Raw genomic sequence first — 23489 nt, 5'->3', positions numbered from 1 at the left:
ATGCCAGAGGTCTGGCATCGGATTTTCGGAGACGCCAGGCGCGGATTCAAATGCTTAAGTGAACAGCAATACGGACACTGTCCGGTTTTTTTGCTCTACCACCCAGGAATCGTCTCAGTTCGCCATCCGCGCCCCGGCGAGGCTGCCGCTCAACTCATACGCGGCCAGTTCCGCCTGATGCGCCGCCAGCAACTCCGGCAATGACCCGCGCAGGTACTCCACCCAGGTCTTGATCTTCGCATCCAGGTACTGCCGCGAGGGATAGATCGCGTACAGGTTCAGCTCCTGGGAGCGGTACTTGGGCATCACCCGCACCAGCGTGCCGTTGCGCAGGCCGTCGATCGCGGCGTACAGCGGCAGGACGCCGACGCCCATGCCGCTGGTAATCGCGGATTTCATCGCATCGGCGGAGTTCACCAGGAATGGCGAGCTGTTGATGGTGACCATTTCCTGGCCGTCGGGACCGTCGAAGGCCCACTTTTCCAGAGGGATGACCGGGCTCACCAGGCGCAGGCAGGCGTGGTTGAGCAGGTCGCTGGGTTTCTGCGCGCAGCCGTTGGCTTTGACGTAGGCCGGCGATGCGCAAACGATGCTGTAGGTAATGCCCAGGCGCTGGGAGACGAAGCCGGAGTCCGGCAGTTCGCTGGCGAGCACGATGGACACGTCATAGCCCTCGTCGAGCAGGTCCGGCACGCGGTTGGCCATGGTCAGGTCGAAGGTTACGTCCGGGTGCGTCTTGCGATAGCGGGCGATGGCGTCGATCACGAAGTGCTGGCCGATGCCGGTCATGGTGTGCACCTTGAGCTGCCCGGCCGGGCGCGCGTGGGCGTCGCTGGCCTCGGCTTCAGCCTCTTCGACGTAGGCCAGGATTTGCTCGCAGCGCAGCAGGTAGCGCTTGCCGGCTTCGGTCAGGGCGATGCGCCGTGTCGTTCGGTTGAGCAGACGGGTTTGCAGGTGGGCTTCCAGGTTGGAGACCGCGCGCGAGACGTTGGCCGTGGTGGTGTCCAGTTGCACGGCGGCGGCGGTGAAGCTGCCGGCCTCGGCCACGTAGCTGAAGGCGCGCATGTTTTGCAATGTGTCCATGGGGTGCTCTCGGGTTCGATGGCAAATTGTGACACGAAGTTTCAGAGTCTGAGACCCCGACCAAGGGATTATCGCGCTAACGGTAACAAAGATTCACAAGAATCCCAGCTTATCGCCATCCAGACCGCCCCATAGAATTGTCCCGGTCCCACGGGACCCGTATTGCCTCCTCCCAAATTCAGGAAATCGCAGCAGTGCCGCGTCGCATCAGCAGAGCGCTTCAGCCGCTCAGTGTTTTGGCTTTAACCCTGGCAATCAGCGGCTGCATCGGAACCGGAGGTATTGCCCCACAGGGCAAGGCGCTGGAGGCCAATTCACTGGCCACCGACGAAGCGATCCAGAGCGCCGCCCAGGATGCGCACTGGCCCATCGCGCAATGGTGGCAGGCCTATGGCGATCCGCAACTGAACCACTGGGTCGACCTCGCCGTGCAAGGCAGCCCGACCATGGCCATGGCGGCGGCGCGGGTGCGCCAGGCCAGGTCCATGGCCGGTGTTGCCGAAGCGGCGCAGGCGTTGCAGATCAACGGCGAGTCCACCCTCAAGCGCCACAACTGGCCCACCGATCAATTCTATGGTCCCGGTGAGCTGGCCAACTCGACCACCTGGGACAACAACGCCGCACTGGGCTTCAGTTATGCCCTCGACCTGTGGGGCCGCGAAAGCAATGCCACCGAGCGCGCCGTGGACATGGCCCACATGACGGTCGCCGAAGCACGCCAGGCCCAGCTCGAGTTGCAGAACAATATCGTGCGCGTCTACATCGAACTCTCGTTGCACTATGCGCAACGGGACATCGTCGAAGCGACATTGCAGCAGCAAGAGCAAATCCTCGAGCTGGCGCAGAAGCGCTTGAGCGGTGGCATCGGCACCCATTTCGAAGTCAGCCAGGCCCAGACGCCACTGCCGGAAACCCACCGTCAGATCGACGCCCTGGATGAAGAAATCGCCCTCAGTCGCAATCAGCTGGCTGCGCTGGCAGGCAAGGGGCCGGGGGAGGGTGCGCAGTTGCAGCGGCCGACACTGGCGCTGGGCGCAGCACTGAAACTGCCGTCGGCGCTGCCGGCGCAATTGCTCGGTCAACGCCCGGACGTGGTTGCCAGTCGCTGGCAAGTGGCGGCGCAGGCGCGGGGCATCGACGTGGCGCATGCCGGTTTCTACCCCAACGTCGACCTGGTCGGCAGCCTGGGCTACATGGCCACCGGCGGCGGGGCGCTTGAATTCCTGACCGGCAAGAAACTCAACTACAGCGTCGGCCCGGCCATTTCGCTGCCGATCTTCGATGGCGGGCGCTTGCGCTCGGAGCTGGGTGAAGCCTCGGCCGGTTATGACATCGCCGTGGCCAGGTACAACCAGACACTGGTCAATGCGCTGAAAAACATCTCCGATCAATTGATCCGCCGCGAGTCCATGGACAAGCAGCAGGCCTTCGCCGCCGAGTCGGTGGCCACCGCGCAGAAGACCTACGACATCGCGATGATCGCCTACCAGCGCGGGCTTACCGATTACCTCAACGTGCTCAACGCCCAGACCTTGTTGTTCAAGCAGCAGCAGGTACAGCAGCAGGTGCAGGCGGCGCGATTGAGTGCGCATGCCGAACTGGTAACGGCGTTGGGTGGTGGGTTGGGCGCGGGTAACGATGTGCCCAAAGACAGCCAGACCGCTGCACCGAAAACCCCGAGCCTTTTGCGTTGAACACAACACCTGTGGGAGCCAGCCTGCTGGCGATGAGGGCAGCACATTCAACATTGATGTCGACTGATACTCCGCTATCGCCAGCAGGCTGGCTCCCACAGGTTTCACAGAGCAGCAATCCATGACTCCTTTGCCCGCACCCTTGCGCTGGCTGTACTCCCTTGAATGGCGCCGGGGTTTCTTCGACTGGGCACGCAGCGACGGCGTGACCTGGGTCTACATTTTCAAGGTGCTGTTCGCCGCGTTCCTGACCCTGTGGCTGGCCATGCGTCTGGAATTGCCGCAGCCGCGCACGGCGATGATCACCGTGTTCATCGTCATGCAGCCGCAAAGCGGCCAGGTGTTCGCCAAGAGTTTCTATCGCTTTCTTGGCACCTTGACCGGCTCGGCGGTGATGGTGGCGTTGATCGCCCTGTTTGCGCAGAACACCGAACTGTTCCTCGGCTCGCTGGCGATCTGGGTCGGCATCTGCTCGGCCGGCGCGGCACGTTGCCGTAACTTCCGCGCCTACGGTTTCGTGCTCGCCGGGTACACCGCCGCGATGGTCGGTTTGCCCGCGCTGGCCCATCCGGACGGCGCGTTCATGGCGGCGGTCTGGCGCGTGCTGGAAATCTCCCTGGGGATTCTTTGTTCGACCCTGGTCAGCGCCGCGATCCTGCCGCAAACCGCCAGCGCCGCGATGCGCAATGCCCTGTATCAGCGCTTCGGTGTGTTCGCCTTGTTCGTCACCGACGGCTTGCGCGGGCGCAGCCAGCGTGAAGCCTTCGAGGCCGGTAACGTGCGCTTCATTGCCGAAGCGGTCGGGCTGGAAGGGCTGCGCAGCGTCACGGTGTTTGAAGACCCGCACATGCGTCGGCGCAACGGTCGGCTCAGTCGCTTGAACAGCGAGTTCATGGGCATCACCACGCGCTTCAACGCCTTGCACCAGTTGCTCGAACGCCTACGCAACAGTGACACCGATCACGCCGTAGCGGCGATCAAACCCGGTTTGCAGGACCTCGCCGAATTGCTCGACGGTTTCAGCGGCCGCGCGCTGACCAGTGCCGATGCGGCGCGCCTGGTCACGGCGCTGACGGTTTACAAGGCTGGTTTGCCGGCGCGGGTGCGCAGCCTGCGGGCGGTCTTCCAGGAGAGCGGGCCGAGCGATGCCGAACTGCTGGATTTCCACACCGCCTACGAATTGCTCTATCGCTTCGTCGACGACCTGCACAGTTATGCACAGACCCACGCCTCGCTGGCCGATCACAGTCACGAGCGCGAACGCTGGGATGAACCCTTCACCCCGCAAACCAACTGGCTGGTGTCGGCGGCCTCGGGGATTCGGGCCACGTTCATTCTGGTGGTGCTGGGCAGCTATTGGGTGGCGACGGCGTGGCCGAGCGGGGCGACCATGACGTTGATTGCCGCCGCCACAGTGGGCCTGTCCGCCGCCACGCCGAACCCCAAACGCATGGCGTTCCAGATGGCTTGCGGCACTTTCCTTGGCGCGCTGATCGGCTTCGTCGAGATGTTTTTCATCTTTCCCTGGATCGACGGTTTCCCGTTGCTGTGCGTGATGCTCGCGCCGGTGATCGTGCTCGGTTCATTCCTGGCCTCGCGCCCGCAATACGCCGGCGTCGGCCTCGGCTTGCTGATCTTCTTCAGCACCGGGTCGGTGCCGGACAACCTCACCGTCTACAACCCCTACACGTTCATCAACGACTACATCGCCATGGTGCTCGGCATGCTGGTGTGCGCGGCGGCCGGGGCGATCATTCTGCCGCCCAACAGTCGCTGGTTGTGGCAGCGGCTCGAGCAGGACCTGCGTGGCCAGGTGGTCTACGCCATCAGCGGCAAGCTCAAGGGCCTGGCGTCGAGTTTCGAAAGCCGCACCCGCGACCTGGTGCATCAGGCCTACGGTTTCGCGACGGGGCAGCCGCAGGTCCAGCGGCAGCTGTTGCGCTGGATGTTCGTGGTGCTGGAAGTCGGGCACGCGATCATCGAGTTGCGCAAGGAGCAGGCGATCCTGCCGGTGCATCCGGCCTATGCCGAGTCCCAGCCGTGGCGCCAGTCCATCCGCGTGATGGGCCGTTCGCTGGTGCGGCTGTTCCTGCAACCGGGGCAGAGCAATCTGCAGCGCGCGTTGATTGCCGTCGACCATGCGATCAGCCGCGTGCAAGCCACCGACGAACCCTTTGCCCCGCACTTCGACACCTCGGCATTGCGCCGGGTGAAGAGCTACCTGCACTTTATCCGCACCTCTTTACTGGACCCGCAATCGCCGCTCGCCACCTACGCAAGCACCAAGCCCCAAGGACTTGACCATGCCTCGTGAAATCGCCTTCCACGGCGTTTACATGCCGACCATGACCCTGATGTTTTTCATTGCAGCGGCACTGGCCTGGGCACTGGATGGCTTGCTGTCCGGCTTCGACCTGTACCGCTTCTTCTGGCACCCGGCGCTGCTGCGCCTGAGCCTGTTTACCTGTCTGTTCGGCGCCATGGCGCTGACTGTCTACCGTTGAGAACGTCCCGATGAAAAAGCTTTTCAGCCTGCTCGCGACCCTGCTGGTGCTGGCCCTGGCGATATGGATCGGCCGCTCCCTGTGGGAGCACTACATGAACACGCCTTGGACCCGCGACGGCCGGGTGCGCGCCGACATCATCAACGTCGCCGCCGACGTCACCGGCGAAGTGGTGGACGTTCCGGTGCGCGACAACCAACTGGTGAAAAAGGGCGACCTGCTGATGCGCATCGACCCCGAACACTACCGCCTCGCGGTCAAGCAGGCGCAGTCGCTGGTGGCATCACGCAAGGCGACGTGGGAGATGCGCAAGGTCAACGCCCATCGCCGTGCCGACATGGACAACCTGGTGATCTCCCGGGAAAACCGCGACGACGCCAGCAACCTCGCCGACTCGGCCCTGGCCGATTACCAACACGCCCAGGCACAACTCGAAGCGGCGCAGCTGAACCTCAAACGCACCGAAGTGCGTGCGGCGGTGGACGGTTACGTGACCAACCTGAATGTCCATCGCGGCGACTACGCGCGCATCGGCGAAGCGAAGATGGCCGTGGTCGACATGAACTCGTTCTGGGTCTACGGCTTCTTCGAGGAAACCAAGTTGCCCCACGTGCGAGTGGGCGATAAGGCCGACATGCAGTTGATGAGCGGGGAAGTGCTCAAGGGCCATGTGGAAAGCATCTCGCGCGGCATCTACGACCGCGACAACCCTGAGAGTCGCGAGCTGATTGCCGATGTGAACCCGACCTTCAACTGGGTGCGTTTGGCGCAACGGGTGCCGGTGCGGATTCACATCGATGAAGTGCCGGAAGGGGTGCTGTTGGCGGCGGGGATTACGTGTACGGTGGTGGTCAACGCACTGTAGGAGCGAACTTGCTCGCGATGAACGAGAGGACACCGCGTGTATTCAGAATGTACGCATCATCGTTGACGTCCATCGCGAGCAAGCTCGCTCCTACAGGTCAGCAAAACGTCTCATGCAGATGCCGCCAAAGAATCCTGCCTTCCACCTTCTCGAACACCACGGTCGAGCGGCGATCGGAATGCTGGCCGGTGGCATCGGTCTGTTGTTCGCGGTAACTCACGGTGGCGCCGCCATCGTGCAAGGCGATGCCGCGCAACTCGCCTAGCTCGATGCGAAACCCGAGCTTCTTGCCGCCCGCCATCAGGAACAGCTCGTTCAGCGCCGCAAAGTCCAGCACCCGGCCCAATGGCGAGACCATGGAAAACTGCGGCGAAAAGCGCGTCAGCAGGTGTTCGAGTTCTGAGGTGTCGCGTTCTTCGGCCAGCCATTGTTCGATGGCGACATGGGCCTGGATCACTTCGTCGAAGTATTCGGTGTAGTCGGTCATGTTTGATTCCTGAAATTCTGTGGAGTCTGTTCTGACGCCATCGCCAGCCTGCTGGCTCTCACAGGGGAATGCGGTCCCCTGTGGGAGCCAGCCTGCTGGCGATGGCATCAACTCGGTCTCAGAGCTGCCCACGCAACCCGAACCGCTTCATCAACGCCGACTCCAGCAAACCCTTGGGCAACAACCCCGCCATCAACGGCAACGCCCGGCTGCCATTGCCAAGACGAATCAGGCGCGGCGGTTTGTTCTGCTGCACGGCCTTGAGCAATCCGGCGGCAAATTCACTGGCCGGCGTCGGATTGTCCTGGGATGCCTTGGCCCGCGCGCGGATTCCCTCGCGCAGTGGAAACCACGGCGATTGCTCGGTGATCAATTGCTCCGCCTCATGCCCGGCATTCCTGGCGAAACTGGAAGCGATGGCCCCCGGCTGCACCTCCATCACCCGCACACCAAACGGCGCCAGTTCCATGCGCAAGGCATCGCTCAGGGCATGCACGGCGGCTTTCGAAGCGCAGTAAGCCCCAGCGAACGGCGTGACCAGAACCCCGGAAACGCTACCGATATTGACGACGATGCCTTTGGCCCGACGCAACACACCAAACATCGCCCGGGTCACGCCGACGATGGCGAACACGTTGGTTTCAAACTGACGTTGCATCGCCTGTACGCCACCATCGAGCAAAGGCCCCATGGCACCGTAGCCGGCATTGTTGACCAGCACATCGAGGCCGCCGTGTTGCTGGTTGATCCGTTCGCTCAATTGTTCGAGTGCCTGGCCGTCGTTGACGTCCAGTTGCACCGCAATAAAACCGGCGGTGCTCAGCGCTGCGACATCTTCAGCCTTGCGCGCACTGGCCCAGACTTCATAGCCGGCACCCTTGAAGGCATCGGCCAGGGCGCGGCCAATGCCACTCGAACAACCGGTAATCAACGCAACGGGCATGGCGCGGTCCTTGTGCAGAAGTGAGAAAAGGGATCAGTCGGAGAAACTACCCTGTAATCGCTCGGCGCGAAACTCCAGGGTTTCCGGGCGATAGCCGGGACGCAATGGCGGCATGGGCAGGCAATCTTCCCAGCTACCACCAGCCTGCAGTTCGCCAGGGCCGCGATAGCGTGGGGCGGTGTATTGATTGTCGGCCAGGTTGACCGTGTCGCCCGGCGCATAAGCCGCGACACGCCAACGCAACTCGGTCAGCGGCACGTCGTTGCCGTTGTTCATGGTCAGTTGCAGCGGCCGGTCGGCAGGGCAATGTTGCGGTGAATAGATGATGCGCAATTCCAGGCGTTGCAGTTGCTTGAGTTCGCGGTGGTCCATCCAGATGACCCAGGTGGCGACGATGCCCAGTCCTACGGCGGCAGCCATGGACACGGGCAAGGCTTTGGCCGGATAGCGCAGGAGCAGGATCAGCCAGGTGATGACCAGCAGGACACCGATGAACATGACGTGAAAACCTTGGGGATGGAGACCACCATCCTACCTAAGCGTGGGGGAGGTTGGCGATGGGCGAGATTTAGCAGTGAATGTACCGGCCCCATCGCGAGCAGGCTCGCTCCCACATTCGATCGCATTTCTTCAGGAGGAACCCGGTCAACTGTGGGAGCCAGCCTGCTGGCGATGAGGCCAGCCTGGGCCACACAAAAAACGCAAAAAAAAGCCCCCGGTCAACCCACTGCGGATAGGGAACGCAGCGAGCTGGTCGGGGGCTTAACGTAACTAATGCTTACTGCGCGATGGTCCTCACCGACACGCCGCGCTCAATCGGGGTCGAGCGCCCGTAGATATCTTCAAACCGCTCGATATCGTCCTCGCCCAGATAGCTGCCCGATTGCACTTCGATGATTTCGAGTGGAATCTTGCCCGGGTTGCGCAGGCGGTGAACCGAAGCAATCGGAATGTAGGTCGATTGGTTTTCGGTGAGCAGGAACACATTCTCATCGCAGGTCACTTCGGCGGTGCCGCTGACCACGATCCAGTGTTCGGCGCGGTGATGGTGCATCTGCAGCGACAGGCACGCGCCCGGCTTGACCGAGATGCGCTTGACCTGGAAACGCCCGCCCATGTCCACCGAGTCGTAGGACCCCCACGGACGATAGACTTCGCAGTGGTTCTGGGTTTCGCTGCGGCCCTGTTCGTTGAGGGTGTTGACCATCTGCTTCACGCCCTGGACCTTGTCCTTGTGCGCAATCATCATGGCGTCCTTGGTTTCGACCACCACAATGTTTTCCAGACCGATCACCGACACCAGTTTGCCGTTGCCGTGGATCATGCAGTTTTTGCTGTCCTGGATCACCACGTCGCCTTTGGTGACGTTGCCATTGGCATCTTTTGCATTCACTTCCCACAACGACGACCAGCAGCCGACATCGCTCCAACCCGCGGTCAGCGGCACCACGCAGGCACGCTGGGTTTTTTCCATGACCGAGTAATCGATGGAATTGTCCGGGCAGCAAGCGAAAGTGGCTTCGTCAATGCTGACGGAGTCGGCATCCTGGGCGCTGCGTTCCAGGGTCAACAGGCAGGTGTCGTAGATGTCCGAGTCGTGCTTTTTCAGCTCTTCAAGGAAGCGACTGGCGCGGAACAGGAACATGCCGCTGTTCCAGAAGTAGCCGCCGGACTGGACATACTCGGTGGCGCGTTTGACGTCGGGTTTCTCGACGAAGTGCGAAACGCGGCTGACGCCTTCCGGCAGCAGCGAGTCATTGGTGGACTTGATGTAGCCGTAACCGGTTTCCGGTTTGGTGGCGGGTACGCCGAACAGCACCATTTCGCCGTTTTCCGCGGCGACGGTGGCCAAAGCCAGGGCGCGTTGCAGGGCTTTCTGGTCTTCCAGCACGTGGTCGGCCGGCAATACCAGCATCAGTTCGTCACGGCCTTCGTTGACCAGCATCATTGCGGTGAGGGCCACGGCCGGCGCGGTGTTGCGGCCGAACGGTTCCATCAGGATACGTTGGGTTTCCAGTTGGCGCGCGGCCAGTTGCTCATTGACGATGAAGCGATGTTCCTTGTTGCAGACCACGATCGGCGTGTCCATGCCTTCGAACACCAGGCGCTCCAGGGTTTGCTGGAACAGGGTGTGCTCGCCGGTCAGGGCCAGGAACTGTTTAGGGAACTGCTTACGGGAAAGCGGCCAAAGACGTGAGCCACTACCACCTGACAAGATCACCGGAATCATATTGTTTCTCCTTGAAAATCGTTTGGTTAGGCTTTTGTGGGAGCCAGCCTGCTGGCGATGGCATCACCTCGGTACATCGACAAAACCGAGTGGCCTGCATCGCCGGCAGGCCGGCTTCCACAGAGAACCGGGTCAATTCGGGAAATTTATTAGCGCGTCGATACCGGGCGTTTTACCCAGACCGGCGACAGGCTGCTGCCGCTGCCGGTGACGTACAGCACCGCGGCTTCACCGCGTTCCAGGGCGACCGGTTTCACGTCGCCGACTTTCGTTGCGCCGTCGTACAGCGCCAGGCTGACTTTCACCGGGTTGATTTCACGCTCGCCACGGCCCTTGGCGGCCACGTTCGGGACCACGTCGGTCTTGCCGTCGGCGGTTTTCAGGGTCAGCGCCTTGTCGCTGAGGTTCTGCACGCGTACCAGGGATTTCTGCTTGTTCTTGAACGGTGGCTCTTCGATCAGTTGCGGCGCGCCGCTGGCGTTGTTGACCAGGGTGTAATAGTGGTCACCGGCCAGTTTCACCGGCAGGGTCTGGCTGCCGACCTTGGCGCTGTAGTCGCCGCCGGGCATGAAGCTGAAGTCACTGCTGGACAGCGGCGCGACTTCGCTCAGGTTGGTGCTGCCGACGGTGGCGCTGACTTCAGCGTTGCTGGCGTTGTAGATGCGCACGAAGGACGAGCCTTTCGGTGCGGTCGGGCCGTACAGCGCGGCATCGCCACCGGCGAAGGCCTGCATCGAGAGCACGCTCATGCCGGCAACCAGTGCAAAGGTCTTGGCGAGACGACGAGGAGTTGTCTTGAAAGTCATGGTAGTACCTCTCTCTTTCAGTTTTGCGCCCGGTCGGGCGTCTCGGATTTGGTGTTGATGGCTACGTTTTGTTGGCGGGCGCCGGCTTGTTTAAGCTCTGCGACCCACTGTGGGTCGGCGTCGCCGATTTCGTTGTTCACAGGCAGATAGCGTTCAGGAAACTCCCAGATCAGCACTTGTGGCGGGCTGTTTTTGAAAGCGTCGCTTTTCAGGTAGCTGAGCATCGGCAGGATCGGGCCGTGGCCGTCTTCGGCGTAATTGACCACGTCGCTGCGCAGCGCTTGTTTCAGGGCGCCAACGAAGTTCCAGTTCGGGTTGGCGCTGTAGCTGGTACCGATCAGCGCGACGGGTACTTCGGTGTTGGCGAACAGTGCATCGTCACCGGCTGGCTGGTCGGAAGCGGCAACGGTGTTGCGCTTCTGCAAAGGTTCTTGCGCCGGCATCAGGTTTTCAAACAGCGGGTCCAGCGGCAGGAACAGACGCAGGTCGCCTTTGTGTGTGACTTTCTGCGCAGGTTCGGTGACGAAGTTTTGCGGTTCGCCGCTCAGTGGGTACTTGTCGGCAATGGTCCTGGCCAGGCGGTTGGCAGCGATCTCGGCGCCTTCCGGAGTCCAGTGGGTGTCGGTGCGCAGGAACACTTGCTTGCCGTCGTGCTTGGCCGCTTGCAACGGGCCCAGCAAATCAGGGGCAAGGATGTGGTCGGCCGCCAGGCGCTTGTGGAAGTCCTGGTAGAGGTTGGCGTGGATGCTGGCCGGTTTCACCTCACCGAGGTGTTCCGGGTACAGGCGCACCTTGGCCGGTACCACTGCCATCACCAGTTTCACGCCTTTGTCTTTCAGGGTCTGGCGCACGCCTTCGACCAGCGCGTAGTTGCCTTGCAGGTTCAGCTCTTCGTTGACCGTTGGATGGAATTCTTCATCGCTGTACAGCCACTGGTCGCGACCGAGCACGACGCCCGGACGACCTTCGTTGAACAGCTTGAAGTCCAGCGCGGCCCAAAGGTTGGTACCCAGGCGCTTGATCGGGAACTCGTCGTCGTAGTGCGTCTCCACGGCCTTGGTCCAGCGGCCGTTGAGCACCGTCGCATCGGCGTTGGTGCTGAAGCCCAGGAAGCTGCGGACCGACCACAGGCCCAGGGCCAGCAGCGTCACCAGGAACAGGGCGATGTAGAAGATGCGTAATGAGCGGGTCATGGTCAGATCCCTCAGAACTGGAAGTAAAGGAACGGCGAGAAGCTTTGCGCCGAGAGTTTTAGAATCGAGGCGATGAACAGCAGCAGCACCAGCGCGCGCATCGCATATCGCGACCAGTCAGCCGTCCAGTAGGCCGGTTGCACCTGGGCGTCGACGCCGACGGTGTAGCCAGGCTGGTGGATGCTCGCCGGGTTATCCCCAGGTGCTGCCTTGATCAGGCCGGGTTCGGTGGCGGCAGGGCCATCGGCATCGACATTCACTTCAGGCTTGGTCTTGACCGGCGGCTGGTTGGTGTAGAAATCGCGCAGGCCGAAGAACGCCAGGGTCACGTAGGCCACCACCAATGTTGCGATCTGCAGGCCGGTGAGGCTGGCCTGGTTGAGTTCCGACAGCGACCAGTCGCCGAAGCTGAACATTGCGCCGTACATGCGACCGGCAACGTGCAGGTTTTCCGCGCGGAAGATCACCCAGCCCATCACCACCAGCAGGAAGGTCAGTGCCCAGCGGATCGGGTTGATGCTGCGCGGCGAAGTGTTCAGGCCCAGGGCTTTTTCAATGGCCAGCCACATGCCGTGCCACGCACCCCAGACGATGTAGGTGATGTTCGCACCGTGCCACAGACCACCGAGCAACATGGTCAGGAACAGGTTGCGATAGGTCATCAGCGTGCCTTTGCGGTTACCGCCCAGGGTGATGTACAGGTAGTCACGCAGCCAGGTCGACAGGCTGATGTGCCAGCGGCGCCAGAACTCGGTGATCGACTGGCTGATGTACGGCTGCTTGAAGTTTTCCATGAAGCGGAAACCCATCATCAAGCCCAGGCCGATGGCCATGTCGCTGTAGCCGGAGAAGTCGAAGTACAGCTGCGCGGTGTAGGCCAGGGCGCCGAGCCAGGCATCGCCTGTGGTCGGGTTTTGCAGGGCGAAGCAATGGTCGGCTACCACCGCGAGGGTATCGGCGATGAAGACCTTCTTGATGAAACCCTGCATGAACCGCGTGCAGCCCTCGGAGAACTTGTCGAGGGTGTGGGTGCGGTTGTTGAACTGGTCGGCGAGGTCGCGAAAGCGCAACACGGGACCTGCGATCAGGTGCGGGAAGATCGCCACGAACGCCGCGAAGTCGATCAGGTTGCGGGTCGCCGGGGTATCGCCGCGGTAGACGTCGATGATGTAGCTGATGGACTCGAAGATGTAGAACGAGATACCGATCGGCAGCAGCACGTGGGTCAGGATGAACGGCTCAAGGCCCACCGAGGTCATCATGGCGTTGATGCTGTCGACGCCGAAGTTGGCGTACTTGAAGTAACCGAGGATGCACAGGTCGACGGCCACGCCGAGCAGCAGCCAGCGCTGCGCCGGTTTGGTCCGCACGCCCGCGGCGCCGACTTTCAGGCCGATCCAGTAGTTCCACAGCGTGACCGCCGCGAACAGGGCGAGGAAGTCCACACGCCACCAGGCGTAGAACACGTAGCTGGCGATCAGCAGCAGCAGATTGCGATAGCGTTGCCCGCTCAAGTAGTACAAGCCGAGAAAGATCGGCAAGAACAAAAACAGGAACACGTTGGACGAAAAAACCATCCCGATCTCTCCTTGTTTGAACCTACATTCAAGGGCCAACGGCCCCCCCAAACCCCCCACGAAAAACCGGGGGGTACATTGCATTCAAAAACCACCGCGATCCCTGTGTAGGAGCTGGCTTGCCAGCGATTCGGTCTGACATCCAACATTGATGTCGACTGACACACCGCTTCGCTGGCAAGCCAGCTCCTACAAGGGAATGCGTTGTTCTAGGAACCTTTGCCTTTTTCGTTGGCCGGGTCGTAGACACGGGTCAAATCCCCGCCAAGGCGGAAGGTCTTGAACGGTTGCATCTCGTGCTTCTTCTCCAGCACATCCGGCGTGCAGGTGTAGAGCGTGCAGAACGGTTCGAGCCAGGCGAATTTCGAGTCGACCTTGAGGTCGGTCATGTCCTGTTTCTTGCCGTTCTTTTCCTCGAACTCATCCGGGTCTTTCACCCCGGCGAGCACGCGATCACCCAGGCGCTTCAGTGCGCCGTTGTTTTCCTGACGCAGATCCACACCGTTGACCTGGGCGAAACTGGCGATCATGGCCAGCGGCGGCAGGGCGTAGTTGTGATAGGCGAGGGCGCGTTGCTGGCGCTTGAGTTCGTTCGGCAGATAGCCGTCCGCGTCGACCTGATTGGCGCCGACCTTGTATTCCTTCACGGCCCAGTCGAACAGGTCGCGGCGGTTGGTGGCGACGGAGGTCGCCATCACCGACCAGGCGGCCCAGTACGAGTGGTTGTTGGTTTTTTCCAGCGGCAGGTTGTCCCAGTCGCTGACCACCTGATCGGCCATGCGGTTGAACCAGGCCTCGATCAGCTGCGACTCCTGCTGATGGTTGGCCAGCGGGTGGGAGTCGGAAAACTTCAGGCGAATGTAGGAGGACGCCATGCTGCCCAATGCCCATTTGCGCATCGACTTGCCGGTGTGGTTGAAGTCCTTGGACATCAATGCATCGGCCTTGGCCCAAGCCGTCAGCCAATTGAGCGTGCACTCCAGTTGTTCCGGACGACCGTCACGCATGAACTGCATGACGCGTTTGCTGGTACCGCGTTCGATCTTGGTGATGTCGGCGGTGCTGTCGCGGAAAGCTTTTTCCGACTGCACGTTCAGGGTCGAGCGCGCCTTGTCCGAACCTTCGTACTTGCTGCGAAATTGCAGCGAGCCGGTGTAAGGCGTCGGCATGGCATCGCAGCCCTCGCTCTTGTCGCCGGTTTTGACTTTCTCGATCGGCGCAAAGTAACCCTGTGGCGGGCGCAGTGGCGCCGCGGCCTGGGTCGCACCGGCGAACATCGCCAGGCTCAACAGCGTCAGTGTTGCAAGTTTCGGATTTCGCATAGCAGACCTCATTGCCCGGCCGAAGCGGTACGTTGCTCCGCGCTCGGGAATACGTTGCGTTTGCAGATTTTCGCTTCGACTTTCTGAGGCGCGGTACCCGCTTTTTCAGGGCCCTGGATTTCCACGGCCAGCAGGTTCTGCGAGGCCCAGTCTTCGTCCGTGCGCAACTCGAAGGCGAAACGTCCGTCAGTGTCGGAGGTTTCCGGTTTGTCGATCTTGATGTCCTCGTGGCGCCCGTTCATGTACCAGAGGGTGGCTTGCAAGGTTTTCACCGAGGTGTCGGCGAAGCGGATGTCGACCTGGTGACTGCTGTTTTGCAGGTTCAGGTTTTTGCTGTTGACCATAAGCTCGTTCTTGCCCGGCTTCAGCGTGGTGCTGGCGGACATCTGTGCATCCTTGCCTTCGCAACCGTTGTCCAACAGCGCCATCATCTGGCGGTAGATGGTTTCCTGGTCGAGGCGATAGAGCGGCGAGAATTCCCAGATGAGAATCTTCGGCGGGTTCTTCTGGAACTCTTCGCTGCCCAGGTACTGCAGCATCGAACCTTCCAGGCCGCCGCCGGGGAACGCCACGTTGAGAATATCGGCGCCGATGGCCTCTTCGAGGAAACCGGCGAAGTTGTAGTTCTTGCCACTGTGGCTGGTGCCGACCAGGGTGATTTGCGGATTGCCGGAATCGCCGAACAGATCGCCATCGCCTGCTTCGCCTTTCGGCTCGGTGGTGAATTGATCCATGTACTGGATCGCGTAGCTGGTGCCACAGAGTTGACCAGCCATGTTGTGCAATGTTCCGGTCTTGCCCATGCGACCCGACTTATGGGTCTCGAATTCACGCTTGGGAATGTCGGCGAAGGCCGGGATCTGCTTGACCTTCTCGGCCACGATTTTCGCCGTGCGCTGGGCACCGTAAGGCGTCCAGTGCTGGTCGCCGCGGAAGTAGAAATCGTGGGCGGGCAGGGTGTCGGGCAGCGACTCGTTGGTCAGCGGCGACAGGTCCGGCACCACGTAACCCATCTGCGCGAAACGGCCGAGCATGGTCTTGTAGTTCTTCAGCGCCTTGTCGAAATCGAAGCTGGCTTTCTCCGCCGGGTTCAACTTGTTGCGGTTCACCAGGCCACGGGTCGGCTGGTAAACGACCACCAGTTCCACGCCTTTGCTCTTGAACGCATCGTGCAATTGCTTCATGCGCTTGTAGCCGGCAGGGGTGGTGTCGAACTCGGTGCGCAAGTCTTCTTGCGTACGGAACAACCAGTCGCCCTGAGCCTGCACCAGGGTGGTGAAGTTCTGCTGGTAACGCGTGGTGTAATTCTTCGCGTCGTGGGCGGCGGGGCACAGGTTGCAGCACGGCTCGGCGCTGAATTTGGGCGCTTGCACTTCATCGGCGCGAACACCGCTGCTGGCGGCGAGAATGCCGGCGGTCAGGGCCGACAGGCTGAGTAATTTGATCAAGTGTGGGTGCATAAAATTATCCTCAGTCCCGCATTTCGGTCTGGCGTTCGACAGGGTCGATCAGCACGGCTTTCTGCTGGCGCACCAGCAGGTCGAGAATTTCATCCTGGCGCTCGCCGAGAATCCCCGAGAAGCTGATGCCGCTGGATTTGGTCGGTGCGAGCATGGACACGCGATACAACTCGACGCTCAGGGGCGAGTCGATGGACAGCGGGCCGCTGCCATTGGCCGCCAGCTCACCGCCGACCACGATCAGCGACACCTGGGCGTCGAACGGGTCGAGCTTGATGTCGCGGTCCGTGTTGGTCAGGTCCTTGATGTGGCCGTAGACGCCGGTCAGGCCGTTGGCCATGGCGACGTTTTCGTAGAGGCGAATGTTCACGCTGTTACGAATGCGGATGCCGTGTCGACGGTTGCTGAACACCTTGTTGCCCCACAGCAGGTTGTCGGCACTCTCGTAGAGGGTGATGCCGTCCGTGTGGTTCTGGTAGATCTCGTTGTGGGCGATCAGGTTGTTGACGCTGTTACGGTCGATCACCAGGCCCGACAAGTTGTTGTCGTAGCTGCGGTTGTTGAAGATGAAACTGTCGTTGACCTCACGGGAAATGATGATCCCGTGCTTCTTCCTGGTCCCGAACACCGTGTTGTCGGCAATGATCAGGCCGTGGGAACGGTCGTGGGGGTCGATGCCGTACACGATGTTGTCTTTGTAGGTGTTGCCCTTGACCACGAAGTCGCGGGTTTCGTAGCAGTAGAAGCCGTACCACATGTCCGAGAACTCGGAGCCGACGATCCAGCCGGTCGGCTCGGGACGCTTGAGCACCTTGGCCATGTTCGGCGTGTACTGGGAAATACTCACGCCGTAGGACTTACTGTTGGCGTAGCCGAAACTGGCGATCTTGCTGTTGGCGATGTAGGTCTCGGTGCCGCCCCAGGACAGCAGGAACGGACGGAATTCCTTGGGCGACTTGAAGGCCGCCGGGCCGTTGGCCTTCTCGCTCCAGCCAGTGATCCTGGTATCACGCACGAACAAATGGCCGTCGTTGACCAGGAACGAACCGGCCTCCTGGGACAGGCGCAGCTCCTGGGTCTGCTTGTCGATTTCGAGGATGCCGTGTTTGCCCACCACAATTGGCAACTTGGCCAGGAACACGCCCGGCGAGGTTTCGCTGAAGTACTGCTTGGGCAGCTTCTGCGCCAGGTCCTTGAGGTTCATGTAGCCGTCGTCGACGAAGATCGCCTGCGGGATGCCGTGCTGGCGCACGACCCACTCGGCCATCTTGTTGTCGCCGCCGATGAAGTCCTTCAGGGCGTCTTCCTGCATCATCCGGCGCACGCTGATCTTGCCGGCCTTGCTGCGCACGATTTTCTTGGCGATGGCTTCGGCGGTGTAGCCCGAGGTGTCCGGCAGCTTCGGCGTGGCCAGTTCCAGTGGCGCGGTCGGTGCGCTGCTGACGGTGTAGGTCTTGGCCTGTTGCAGTTCCTTGGCCATGGTGGCCGGCTTGGCGGCCGGCTCCACATTGGCGAAGGCAGTCGCGCTGGCCAGCAGCATTGCACCGGCCAACAGGCTGATCGAGCCTTTTCTGGCTTGATGGTTCATCTGGGAGACTCCCTTCGCAATGTGCATCAGAAGCGCCAGATCACGTCGACGAACGCGCGGTGCATGTACGAATCGACTTCCTTGCCGTAGGCGTCGCCCGGCTTGAACACACCGCCACGGAAACGCACCAGGGCCGAAGGCTCATCGATTTTCTGGCTCAAGGCCGCCGGCAGCAGGCCTTGCTTGAAGTACTTGGTGACCACCAGATCCATTTCCTGGCCGAGATCCTTGTCACCATCGTTCAGTGGCAGGGAGGTGCTGGACAGCACCGCGCCGGTGACGTCGTCGGTGTTGTTCTGCACGGCGTCGATGCCGTTGCTGGTGATCGGCTTGTTGCCGTCGACGCGCCAGAACTTGTGGTAGATCAGGCTGGCGTCGTACTCGTCGTTGAGCATCCACGAACCGAACAAGGTGGCCGATTGCATGTTGTTCATTTCGCCACGGAAGGCTTCGCCGAAACGGTGCACCCGCGAGCGAGTACCGGTGTAGCTCGAGCGGTTGCTTTCCAGGCCGTTCTGTTCGTAATCGGCGCTGGCACGGGCGTAGGCCGCACCGACTTGCCATTGCGGATCGAGGCGCAGGCGCACGCCCAGGTCCGTGGCCCAGCCATCGACATCGCCGCTGTGCTTGGCTTGTGCGGGAGCGGTGCCATCGGCGTTCAGCGGGTTGACCGTGTCGCGGTCGCCGCTCATGCCGGTGATGCTGCCCCAGTAGTTGACCGTATTGGTGTTGCGCCAGTTGTAGGCGTCGCTGTTGGCCTGCAGGCCCAGCCAGCTGATGTCACCGTTCTGTTTCTTGTCCAGCGAATCGCCGGCCACACCCGGCTCCGGGTAGTCGAGCTTGCCGTCATCGTGGGTGTGATGACCGCGAATGCCGGCCCAGTGACCCGGTGTCCATTGGTATTCGGCATCGGCGTAGGCGTGCAGGCGATCCTTGTCCTTGGGTGCCAGTTCCTTCAGGTCGGTGCGGTACTCGCTGAAGCGTTCGGCGATACCGGCGTTGGCGCGCAACAGGGTGGTGTCGAAGGTCCAGTTCAGGGCTTCGATGTTGGTGTCGCGCCATTGGCCGTCATCGTTGTGCAGGCGCTGGCGACCGAACTTGAGAATTTCGCCAGGGTAGGGCGTGAAGCCGCTGTAGCCGACCCAGAACTCGCGCATCGCCAGGTAGTTCTTCTTGGTCTTGCGGTCATTGTTGACGGTATTTTCGGTGCCTTCGGATTGCTGCAGGGTGTCGGTCTCGATGATGTCGGTGGACGTCACCGCCTGACCCATGGCGTAGGCGCTCCAGGCGCCGCTCTCGCCGTACACCCAAGGGCGCAGGTCGAGGCCCAGGCCGTTGACGTCGCCGCCGCTCTGGGTACCGAGGTCACGGTCGTCTTCGGACTGGCCGGTGATTTTCACGTCCAGGCCGTAGTTCTTGGTTTCTTCAGTCATCGCTGCCAGCGTCGGGCAGGACCAGATCAGCGCGAACGTCAGGCCGATACCGGCCTTCATGAATGGATTCAACTTCATAGGGATTCCTCGCCGTCTTCTTCTTGCAGGGCGTGCAATTGCAGCGTGTTCTGGCTCAGGTTGCCGCGAACCGCCTGTTCCTGTTTCAACAGGCGCTGGGCCTCGGCCAGCTGCGCAGGCGGCAGTTGGGCTTCGAGGGTTTGCGCAAGCTCGGTGGCTTGCGGGGTGTTCTGGGTCTTGGCCAACTGGCTGAAGACGTAGGCATTGAGCGGGTCAGGCTTGGTGCCTTTGCCTTGGGAAAACAGTTGGGCGATGGCGAAGTCGGCGCTGTTCTGGCCGTTGCGCGCAGCGGTCAACAGGTGGTCCAGGGCCTTCTGCGGATAGACCTTGCCCAGGTAGCCACGGCGGTAGATCTGGCCGAGGTAGTAATCGGCGGCGACTTCACGGCCGACGGCTTTCTGGAAGTGTTCCTCGGCGACCTTGGCGTCAGCCGGGACCATCTTGCCTTCGTAGTAGAGCTTGCCCAGCAACAGCTCGGCGCGCGGTTGGTCGGCGGCGCGGCCGTTGTCCAGGTACTTCATCATCTGGTCGACATCGCCCAGTTCCGGGAAGTCGTAGATCAGCTGCGCGAGGGTGACCCACGAGGCCGGGTAGCCCGGGGCGATGGGTTCGAGCAGCGACTGCGCGGTTTTTTCGTCGGGCGTGCCCAGGGTCGGATCGGCGAGCACGCGGGCGACGCTGTCCACACGCTGGGCAGAAACTGTGCCGCGACTGTGAGCTGCCTGCATCTGCTTGATCAGCTCGGCCTGTTGCTCAGGCTTGGCCTGTTTCTGATAGACCGTGGCCAGTTCGACGTAGCAGATGTCGGTGGTGTTGAGTGCGGCCTTGCAGACCTTTTCCACTTCGTCGAGGTGCTGGTCGTAGGTGCCCTGGGTGCGATACAGCAGCACTTGTGCCAGGCCGGCTTCCGGTTTGCCTTCGGCGCGCCATTGGCTGATCTGCTGCTGCGCATTGACGTTGGGGAAGCTGTGCGGGTATTGCAGGTACAGCATCGCCAACGGAATCAGGGTGTTGCCTTCACCGGCGGCCGAGGCCTTTTTCAACAGGCCTTCAGCTTCGTGCTGCTCGGCCTCGGTGGAGCCCGGCTTGGCCACCAGCAGGCGACCGAGGCGCGCTTGCGCACGAGGCGAAACACTGGCGGCAGCGCGGTAAGTCGCTTCGGCCTGTTTCATCTGCGCCGGGTCGCGGCTGTCGACCTGGAGGTCGGCCAGGCCAACCTGGGCTTCGCTGTAGCCCAGGTCTGCCAGTTGCTGATAGTTCGCCGCGGCGGTGGCGGTATCGCCACGCTTGAGCGCTTCGTTGGCCAGGCGCTGGTCGGGCAGGCCGGCGCAACCGGCGAGGCTCACCGCCAATGCCAGCGAGCACACCATATGACCCCTGTAGGAGCTGGCTTGCCAGCGATTCAGGCGACTCGGTGTATCAGACAAACCGCGTTGATCCCATCGCGAGCAAGCTCGCTCCCACAGGGATGTTGGTGTTTTCAGGATAAGGCTCACAGGCATGTCCTCCGGTTACAGACCAGCAGCCATGGCTTTGTCGATCAGCCAGCTCAGGTTCGGGCCACGGTCACTGTTCACTTCCACCGGTCGGCCGGCGAGGCTGCTGTCCAGGGCTTCGTCAGGCTGGATCAGGACGCGGATGTCGGAGGACAGGTCGGCACTTTTCAGGCTGGTGCTGCTGACGATCTTGCCCGTGCGGGTCTTGTCTTCGCCGGCGATCTGGAAGCGCACCGGGGTGCCTGGCAGAACGTCGCTGAACTGGCGATAGGAGAAGCGCGCCTCAACGTTGGCTTCGGTGTTGCGTGGCACCAGTTGGAAGATCACGTCGCCCTTGCTGGCGTACTGACCGTCGGCGACCATCTGCTGGGCCACGGTGCAATCGCAAGGCGAGGTCAGGGTGCCGGTCATCTGCTTGCCGAACAGCTCTTCAACCTTGGCCGGGGCCAGTTGATCGTCTTCCAGGTGACCCTTGAGCACGTCGAGCATGCTGGTGCTGAAGGTCGCCAGCGGTGCGCCTTTGGCGGCGACGCCATCGCCTTTCACCAGGCTCTGCACGGTGCCGTCGCGGGGCATGGTGATGTTCACGCCCGGCACGCTGACCAGGCCCGCCTGGGCGTGGCTGACGAAGTACATGCCGTATACCGACTTGAAGACGAAGCCGAACGCCGCCAGGCCGACAACGAAAATCCCCAGGCTGAAGGTCACCGCTTTCATGCGCCCGAATGCGCTCATACCGTGGCCGCCGTCCTTGACCTTGCGCGCCTTGGTGAAGTTGTCGCGCTGCAGGGTCGCCAGCACTTCGCCGATGGTGACGATGTCGCCGGCCAGGTGCGAAGTGATCAGGTGGCGCAAGGTCGAGATGTCTTGCGGTTCCAGGTTCTGGAACTGGCAACCGGTACGACCGGTCTCGCGGTCAAAGGAGCGAACCTGCAATTCCACGTCCATGGCCAGGCCGAGGTTGTCGATGACGAATTGCAGGCGGGCCTTGTACTTGTCGCCGATCTTCAGTGGCAGTTGCCCGGCATTGAAGGCCAGGCCACCGGCGGAGAGGTCGATGACCCGGGCTTCGACTGGCGTGCGGTCAGGGCCGAAGAAACGCAGCTTGGCCGGGATTTTCACTCGGGCGTGTTGGCGCTGGGCTTCGGATTCATGCACTACGTTGGCGTTGACGGCGGTATTCATAAGGGCGATTTCCTGGTTAATTCAAAAAGGGGGCGGTCAGACCATCATCAGCAGCACGGCGACAAAGATGCTGCCGGCGGAGAAGGTCATGGTCCGAGACGACCAGGTGTTGAACCAACGTTGAAAGCTGGCGAGATCACGGGTCAGGGCAGTGGGCTGGCGAGTCCAGGACTGTTGGTCGAGGCGGAAGAACACGTAGATCTTCACCAGCGCGCCGACGATCTGGTTGTAATAGAGAATCGCCGGGTAGGCCGGGCCGATCCGGTGGCCGGAGCAGGACAGCAACAGGGTCAGGATCAGGCGGGTGATGCCGATCCACAGCAGGTACACCAGGATGAACGCGGTGCCGTACTTGAAGCTCGCGATCAGCGCCACGGTCAGGCCCAACAGGGAGGTCCACATCGACACGCGCTGATCGAACAGCACCACCGACGTGAACGCACCGAGGCGTTTCACCCCAAGGCCGAGGGCCCGGGAGTTCTGGCGCAGGTTGTTGCCGTACCAGCGGAACATCAGCTTGCGGCTGGCCTTGATGAAGCTCTTTTCCGGTGGATGCTCGACGGTGTTGATCGCGGCGTCAGGCACGTAGAAGGTGTCGTACCCCAGGCGCATCAGGCTGAACCAGCTCGACTTGTCGTCGCCGGTCAGGAACTTGAAACGACCCAGGCGCCAGTGTTGCAGCGAGTCGCTTTCCACGTCGGCAATGAATTCCGGGTTGGTGACCACGGTGGCACGGAACACCGACATCCGCCCGGTCATGGTCAGCACGCGCTTGGACAGGGCCATGGAGCACATGTTGATGTGACGCTGGGCGAAACGCAGCTTGTGCCATTCGCTCATGATGTAGCCGCCGCGCACTTCGCAGAACTCGTTGGTGGTCAGGCCGCCGACGTTGCCGAACAGTTGGAACCACGGCACGGTCTTGCGCACCACGCCTTCGCCGAGCACGGTGTCGCCATCGATCACGGCCACTACTGCGCGGTCATCCGGCAGGTGACGGGAGATGGCGCGGAAACCGAAGGCCAGGCCGTCGCGCTTGCCGGTGCCGGGAATGCGCACGAAGTCGAGCTTGACCCGGGCAGGCGGATTCATCCGGTTCCACAGGCTCTTGACCAGCAGTTCATCGGACATTTCGACAATGGAGCAGACCACTGTGGTCGGCAGCTCGCAGTCGATCGCTTCGCGGATCACCGAGCTGTAGACCTGCGCGGTGGTCAGCGCATCGATACGGAAACTGGTGACCATCAAAAATACATGGGACGGGTCCGCCGCCTTGCCCAGCTTGCGCACTTTGCGCCGCAGGTGCGGATAGACCACGTACAGGAACAGCATGCCGCGCAGAAAGTGCGTGGCACCCATCGAGTAGCGCCAGATTCCGACGATACCGATCAGGAAAATGAAGTCCTTCGACTCGGAGTCGAACGTGGACACAGGCAGCGCCATGGCGATGCCCATCAATAAACTCAGGTAGAACAGCCAACCGGCGGCCTGGAGTAGGCCGTGCTTTAGCCTGTGCATAATCGGAATCCTAAAGTCAGTTGCAAG

Annotated in this window: 19 protein-coding genes; 4 read left to right on the top strand and 15 right to left on the bottom strand. The window is 61.7% G+C overall.

Going from position 1 to position 23489, the window contains the following annotated elements; translation table 11 throughout:
- Positions 1-114 precede the first annotated feature (114 nt).
- Complete coding sequence (locus ACYP2Q_RS18590; RefSeq protein WP_459731879.1) at positions 115-1083, bottom strand: LysR family transcriptional regulator; 969 nt, start codon at positions 1081-1083, stop codon at positions 115-117.
- 194 nt (positions 1084-1277) lie between these two features.
- On the opposite strand from ACYP2Q_RS18590, the gene ACYP2Q_RS18585 reads away from it, so the two are divergent.
- From ACYP2Q_RS18585 to ACYP2Q_RS18570, 4 genes are all read left to right on the top strand, one after another.
- Positions 1278-2777, top strand: a complete 1500-nt coding sequence (locus ACYP2Q_RS18585; RefSeq protein ID WP_459731878.1) for an efflux transporter outer membrane subunit — start codon at positions 1278-1280, stop codon at positions 2775-2777.
- Between the two features lie 121 nt (positions 2778-2898).
- Positions 2899-5091: an FUSC family protein gene (locus ACYP2Q_RS18580; RefSeq protein WP_459731877.1), complete on the top strand. Its 2193-nt coding sequence runs from the start codon at positions 2899-2901 to the stop codon at positions 5089-5091.
- Positions 5081-5281, top strand: coding sequence for a DUF1656 domain-containing protein (locus ACYP2Q_RS18575; protein ID WP_459731876.1), 201 nt, complete (start codon positions 5081-5083; stop codon positions 5279-5281). Before ACYP2Q_RS18580 ends, ACYP2Q_RS18575 begins: the two co-directional genes overlap by 11 nt.
- 10 nt (positions 5282-5291) lie before the next feature.
- Complete coding sequence (locus ACYP2Q_RS18570) at positions 5292-6146, top strand: efflux RND transporter periplasmic adaptor subunit (protein ID WP_459731875.1); 855 nt, start codon at positions 5292-5294, stop codon at positions 6144-6146.
- A gap of 97 nt (positions 6147-6243) precedes the next feature.
- Here the strand turns inward: ACYP2Q_RS18570 and ACYP2Q_RS18565 are convergent, their stop codons facing one another.
- The 14 genes from ACYP2Q_RS18565 to alg8 all read right to left on the bottom strand — a co-directional run bounded on the left by ACYP2Q_RS18565 (position 6244) and on the right by alg8 (position 23462).
- Complete coding sequence (locus ACYP2Q_RS18565) at positions 6244-6633, bottom strand: DUF4440 domain-containing protein (protein WP_459731874.1); 390 nt, start codon at positions 6631-6633, stop codon at positions 6244-6246.
- Positions 6634-6751: 118 nt separating this feature from the next.
- Positions 6752-7576 (bottom strand): SDR family oxidoreductase, encoded by an 825-nt coding sequence (locus tag ACYP2Q_RS18560; RefSeq protein WP_459731873.1) that lies wholly within the window; start codon positions 7574-7576, stop codon positions 6752-6754.
- 33 nt (positions 7577-7609) lie between these two features.
- The gene (locus tag ACYP2Q_RS18555) at positions 7610-8074 is read right to left on the bottom strand and encodes a multidrug transporter (protein WP_459731872.1); all 465 of its coding nucleotides are present in this window, start codon (positions 8072-8074) and stop codon (positions 7610-7612) included.
- Between the two features lie 280 nt (positions 8075-8354).
- Complete coding sequence (locus tag ACYP2Q_RS18550; RefSeq protein ID WP_459731871.1) at positions 8355-9806, bottom strand: mannose-1-phosphate guanylyltransferase/mannose-6-phosphate isomerase; 1452 nt, start codon at positions 9804-9806, stop codon at positions 8355-8357.
- Positions 9807-9955: 149 nt separating this feature from the next.
- Positions 9956-10612 (bottom strand): alginate O-acetyltransferase AlgF, encoded by a 657-nt coding sequence (locus ACYP2Q_RS18545; protein ID WP_459731870.1) that lies wholly within the window; start codon positions 10610-10612, stop codon positions 9956-9958.
- A 17-nt stretch (positions 10613-10629) separates the two neighbouring features.
- Entirely contained in the window at positions 10630-11805 is a 1176-nt protein-coding gene (locus tag ACYP2Q_RS18540) for an alginate O-acetyltransferase (RefSeq protein WP_459731869.1), read from the bottom strand.
- A gap of 11 nt (positions 11806-11816) precedes the next feature.
- Positions 11817-13382, bottom strand: a complete 1566-nt coding sequence (locus ACYP2Q_RS18535; protein ID WP_459731868.1) for an MBOAT family O-acyltransferase — start codon at positions 13380-13382, stop codon at positions 11817-11819.
- A gap of 209 nt (positions 13383-13591) precedes the next feature.
- Positions 13592-14704 carry a mannuronate-specific alginate lyase gene (locus tag ACYP2Q_RS18530; protein ID WP_459731867.1) on the bottom strand — a complete coding sequence of 371 codons (1113 nt, stop codon included), beginning with the start codon at positions 14702-14704 and terminating at the stop codon, positions 13592-13594.
- Positions 14705-14712: 8 nt separating this feature from the next.
- Positions 14713-16164 carry an alginate O-acetyltransferase gene (locus ACYP2Q_RS18525; protein ID WP_459731866.1) on the bottom strand — a complete coding sequence of 484 codons (1452 nt, stop codon included), beginning with the start codon at positions 16162-16164 and terminating at the stop codon, positions 14713-14715.
- Between the two features lie 10 nt (positions 16165-16174).
- A complete protein-coding gene (gene algG, locus ACYP2Q_RS18520) occupies positions 16175-17752 on the bottom strand; it encodes a mannuronan 5-epimerase AlgG (RefSeq protein WP_459731865.1) in 1578 nt (525 codons plus the stop codon).
- 26 nt (positions 17753-17778) lie between these two features.
- Positions 17779-19263: an alginate export family protein gene (locus tag ACYP2Q_RS18515; protein WP_274073925.1), complete on the bottom strand. Its 1485-nt coding sequence runs from the start codon at positions 19261-19263 to the stop codon at positions 17779-17781.
- Complete coding sequence (gene algK / locus ACYP2Q_RS18510; RefSeq protein WP_459731864.1) at positions 19260-20765, bottom strand: alginate biosynthesis TPR repeat lipoprotein AlgK; 1506 nt, start codon at positions 20763-20765, stop codon at positions 19260-19262. The genes ACYP2Q_RS18515 and algK overlap by 4 nt, the downstream gene beginning before the upstream one ends.
- A gap of 9 nt (positions 20766-20774) precedes the next feature.
- The gene (locus ACYP2Q_RS18505) at positions 20775-21944 is read right to left on the bottom strand and encodes a PilZ domain-containing protein (RefSeq protein ID WP_459731862.1); all 1170 of its coding nucleotides are present in this window, start codon (positions 21942-21944) and stop codon (positions 20775-20777) included.
- A gap of 36 nt (positions 21945-21980) precedes the next feature.
- Entirely contained in the window at positions 21981-23462 is a 1482-nt protein-coding gene (alg8, locus tag ACYP2Q_RS18500; protein WP_459731860.1) for a mannuronan synthase, read from the bottom strand.
- Positions 23463-23489 lie beyond the last annotated feature (27 nt).

The sequence above is a fragment of the Pseudomonas sp. MHK4 genome (genome assembly GCF_054600775.1).
The sequence above is the reverse complement of the archived record's forward strand: the minus strand, read 5'-3'. Positions and strand labels throughout refer to the sequence as shown.

Coding starts and splice junctions, on each gene's coding strand:
- ACYP2Q_RS18590 (WP_459731879.1), bottom strand. CDS start 1,083: ATGGACACATTGCAAAACATGCGCGCCTTCAGCTACGTGGCCGAGGCC.
- ACYP2Q_RS18580 (WP_459731877.1), top strand. CDS start 2,899: ATGACTCCTTTGCCCGCACCCTTGCGCTGGCTGTACTCCCTTGAATGG.
- ACYP2Q_RS18575 (WP_459731876.1), top strand. CDS start 5,081: ATGCCTCGTGAAATCGCCTTCCACGGCGTTTACATGCCGACCATGACC.
- ACYP2Q_RS18570 (WP_459731875.1), top strand. CDS start 5,292: ATGAAAAAGCTTTTCAGCCTGCTCGCGACCCTGCTGGTGCTGGCCCTG.
- ACYP2Q_RS18565 (WP_459731874.1), bottom strand. CDS start 6,633: ATGACCGACTACACCGAATACTTCGACGAAGTGATCCAGGCCCATGTC.
- ACYP2Q_RS18560 (WP_459731873.1), bottom strand. CDS start 7,576: ATGCCCGTTGCGTTGATTACCGGTTGTTCGAGTGGCATTGGCCGCGCC.
- ACYP2Q_RS18555 (WP_459731872.1), bottom strand. CDS start 8,074: ATGTTCATCGGTGTCCTGCTGGTCATCACCTGGCTGATCCTGCTCCTG.
- ACYP2Q_RS18550 (WP_459731871.1), bottom strand. CDS start 9,806: ATGATTCCGGTGATCTTGTCAGGTGGTAGTGGCTCACGTCTTTGGCCG.
- ACYP2Q_RS18545 (WP_459731870.1), bottom strand. CDS start 10,612: ATGACTTTCAAGACAACTCCTCGTCGTCTCGCCAAGACCTTTGCACTG.
- ACYP2Q_RS18540 (WP_459731869.1), bottom strand. CDS start 11,805: ATGACCCGCTCATTACGCATCTTCTACATCGCCCTGTTCCTGGTGACG.
- ACYP2Q_RS18535 (WP_459731868.1), bottom strand. CDS start 13,382: ATGGTTTTTTCGTCCAACGTGTTCCTGTTTTTGTTCTTGCCGATCTTT.
- ACYP2Q_RS18530 (WP_459731867.1), bottom strand. CDS start 14,704: ATGCGAAATCCGAAACTTGCAACACTGACGCTGTTGAGCCTGGCGATG.
- ACYP2Q_RS18525 (WP_459731866.1), bottom strand. CDS start 16,164: ATGCACCCACACTTGATCAAATTACTCAGCCTGTCGGCCCTGACCGCC.
- algG (WP_459731865.1), bottom strand. CDS start 17,752: ATGAACCATCAAGCCAGAAAAGGCTCGATCAGCCTGTTGGCCGGTGCA.
- ACYP2Q_RS18515 (WP_274073925.1), bottom strand. CDS start 19,263: ATGAAGTTGAATCCATTCATGAAGGCCGGTATCGGCCTGACGTTCGCG.
- algK (WP_459731864.1), bottom strand. CDS start 20,765: ATGCCTGTGAGCCTTATCCTGAAAACACCAACATCCCTGTGGGAGCGA.
- ACYP2Q_RS18505 (WP_459731862.1), bottom strand. CDS start 21,944: ATGAATACCGCCGTCAACGCCAACGTAGTGCATGAATCCGAAGCCCAG.
- alg8 (WP_459731860.1), bottom strand. CDS start 23,462: ATGCACAGGCTAAAGCACGGCCTACTCCAGGCCGCCGGTTGGCTGTTC.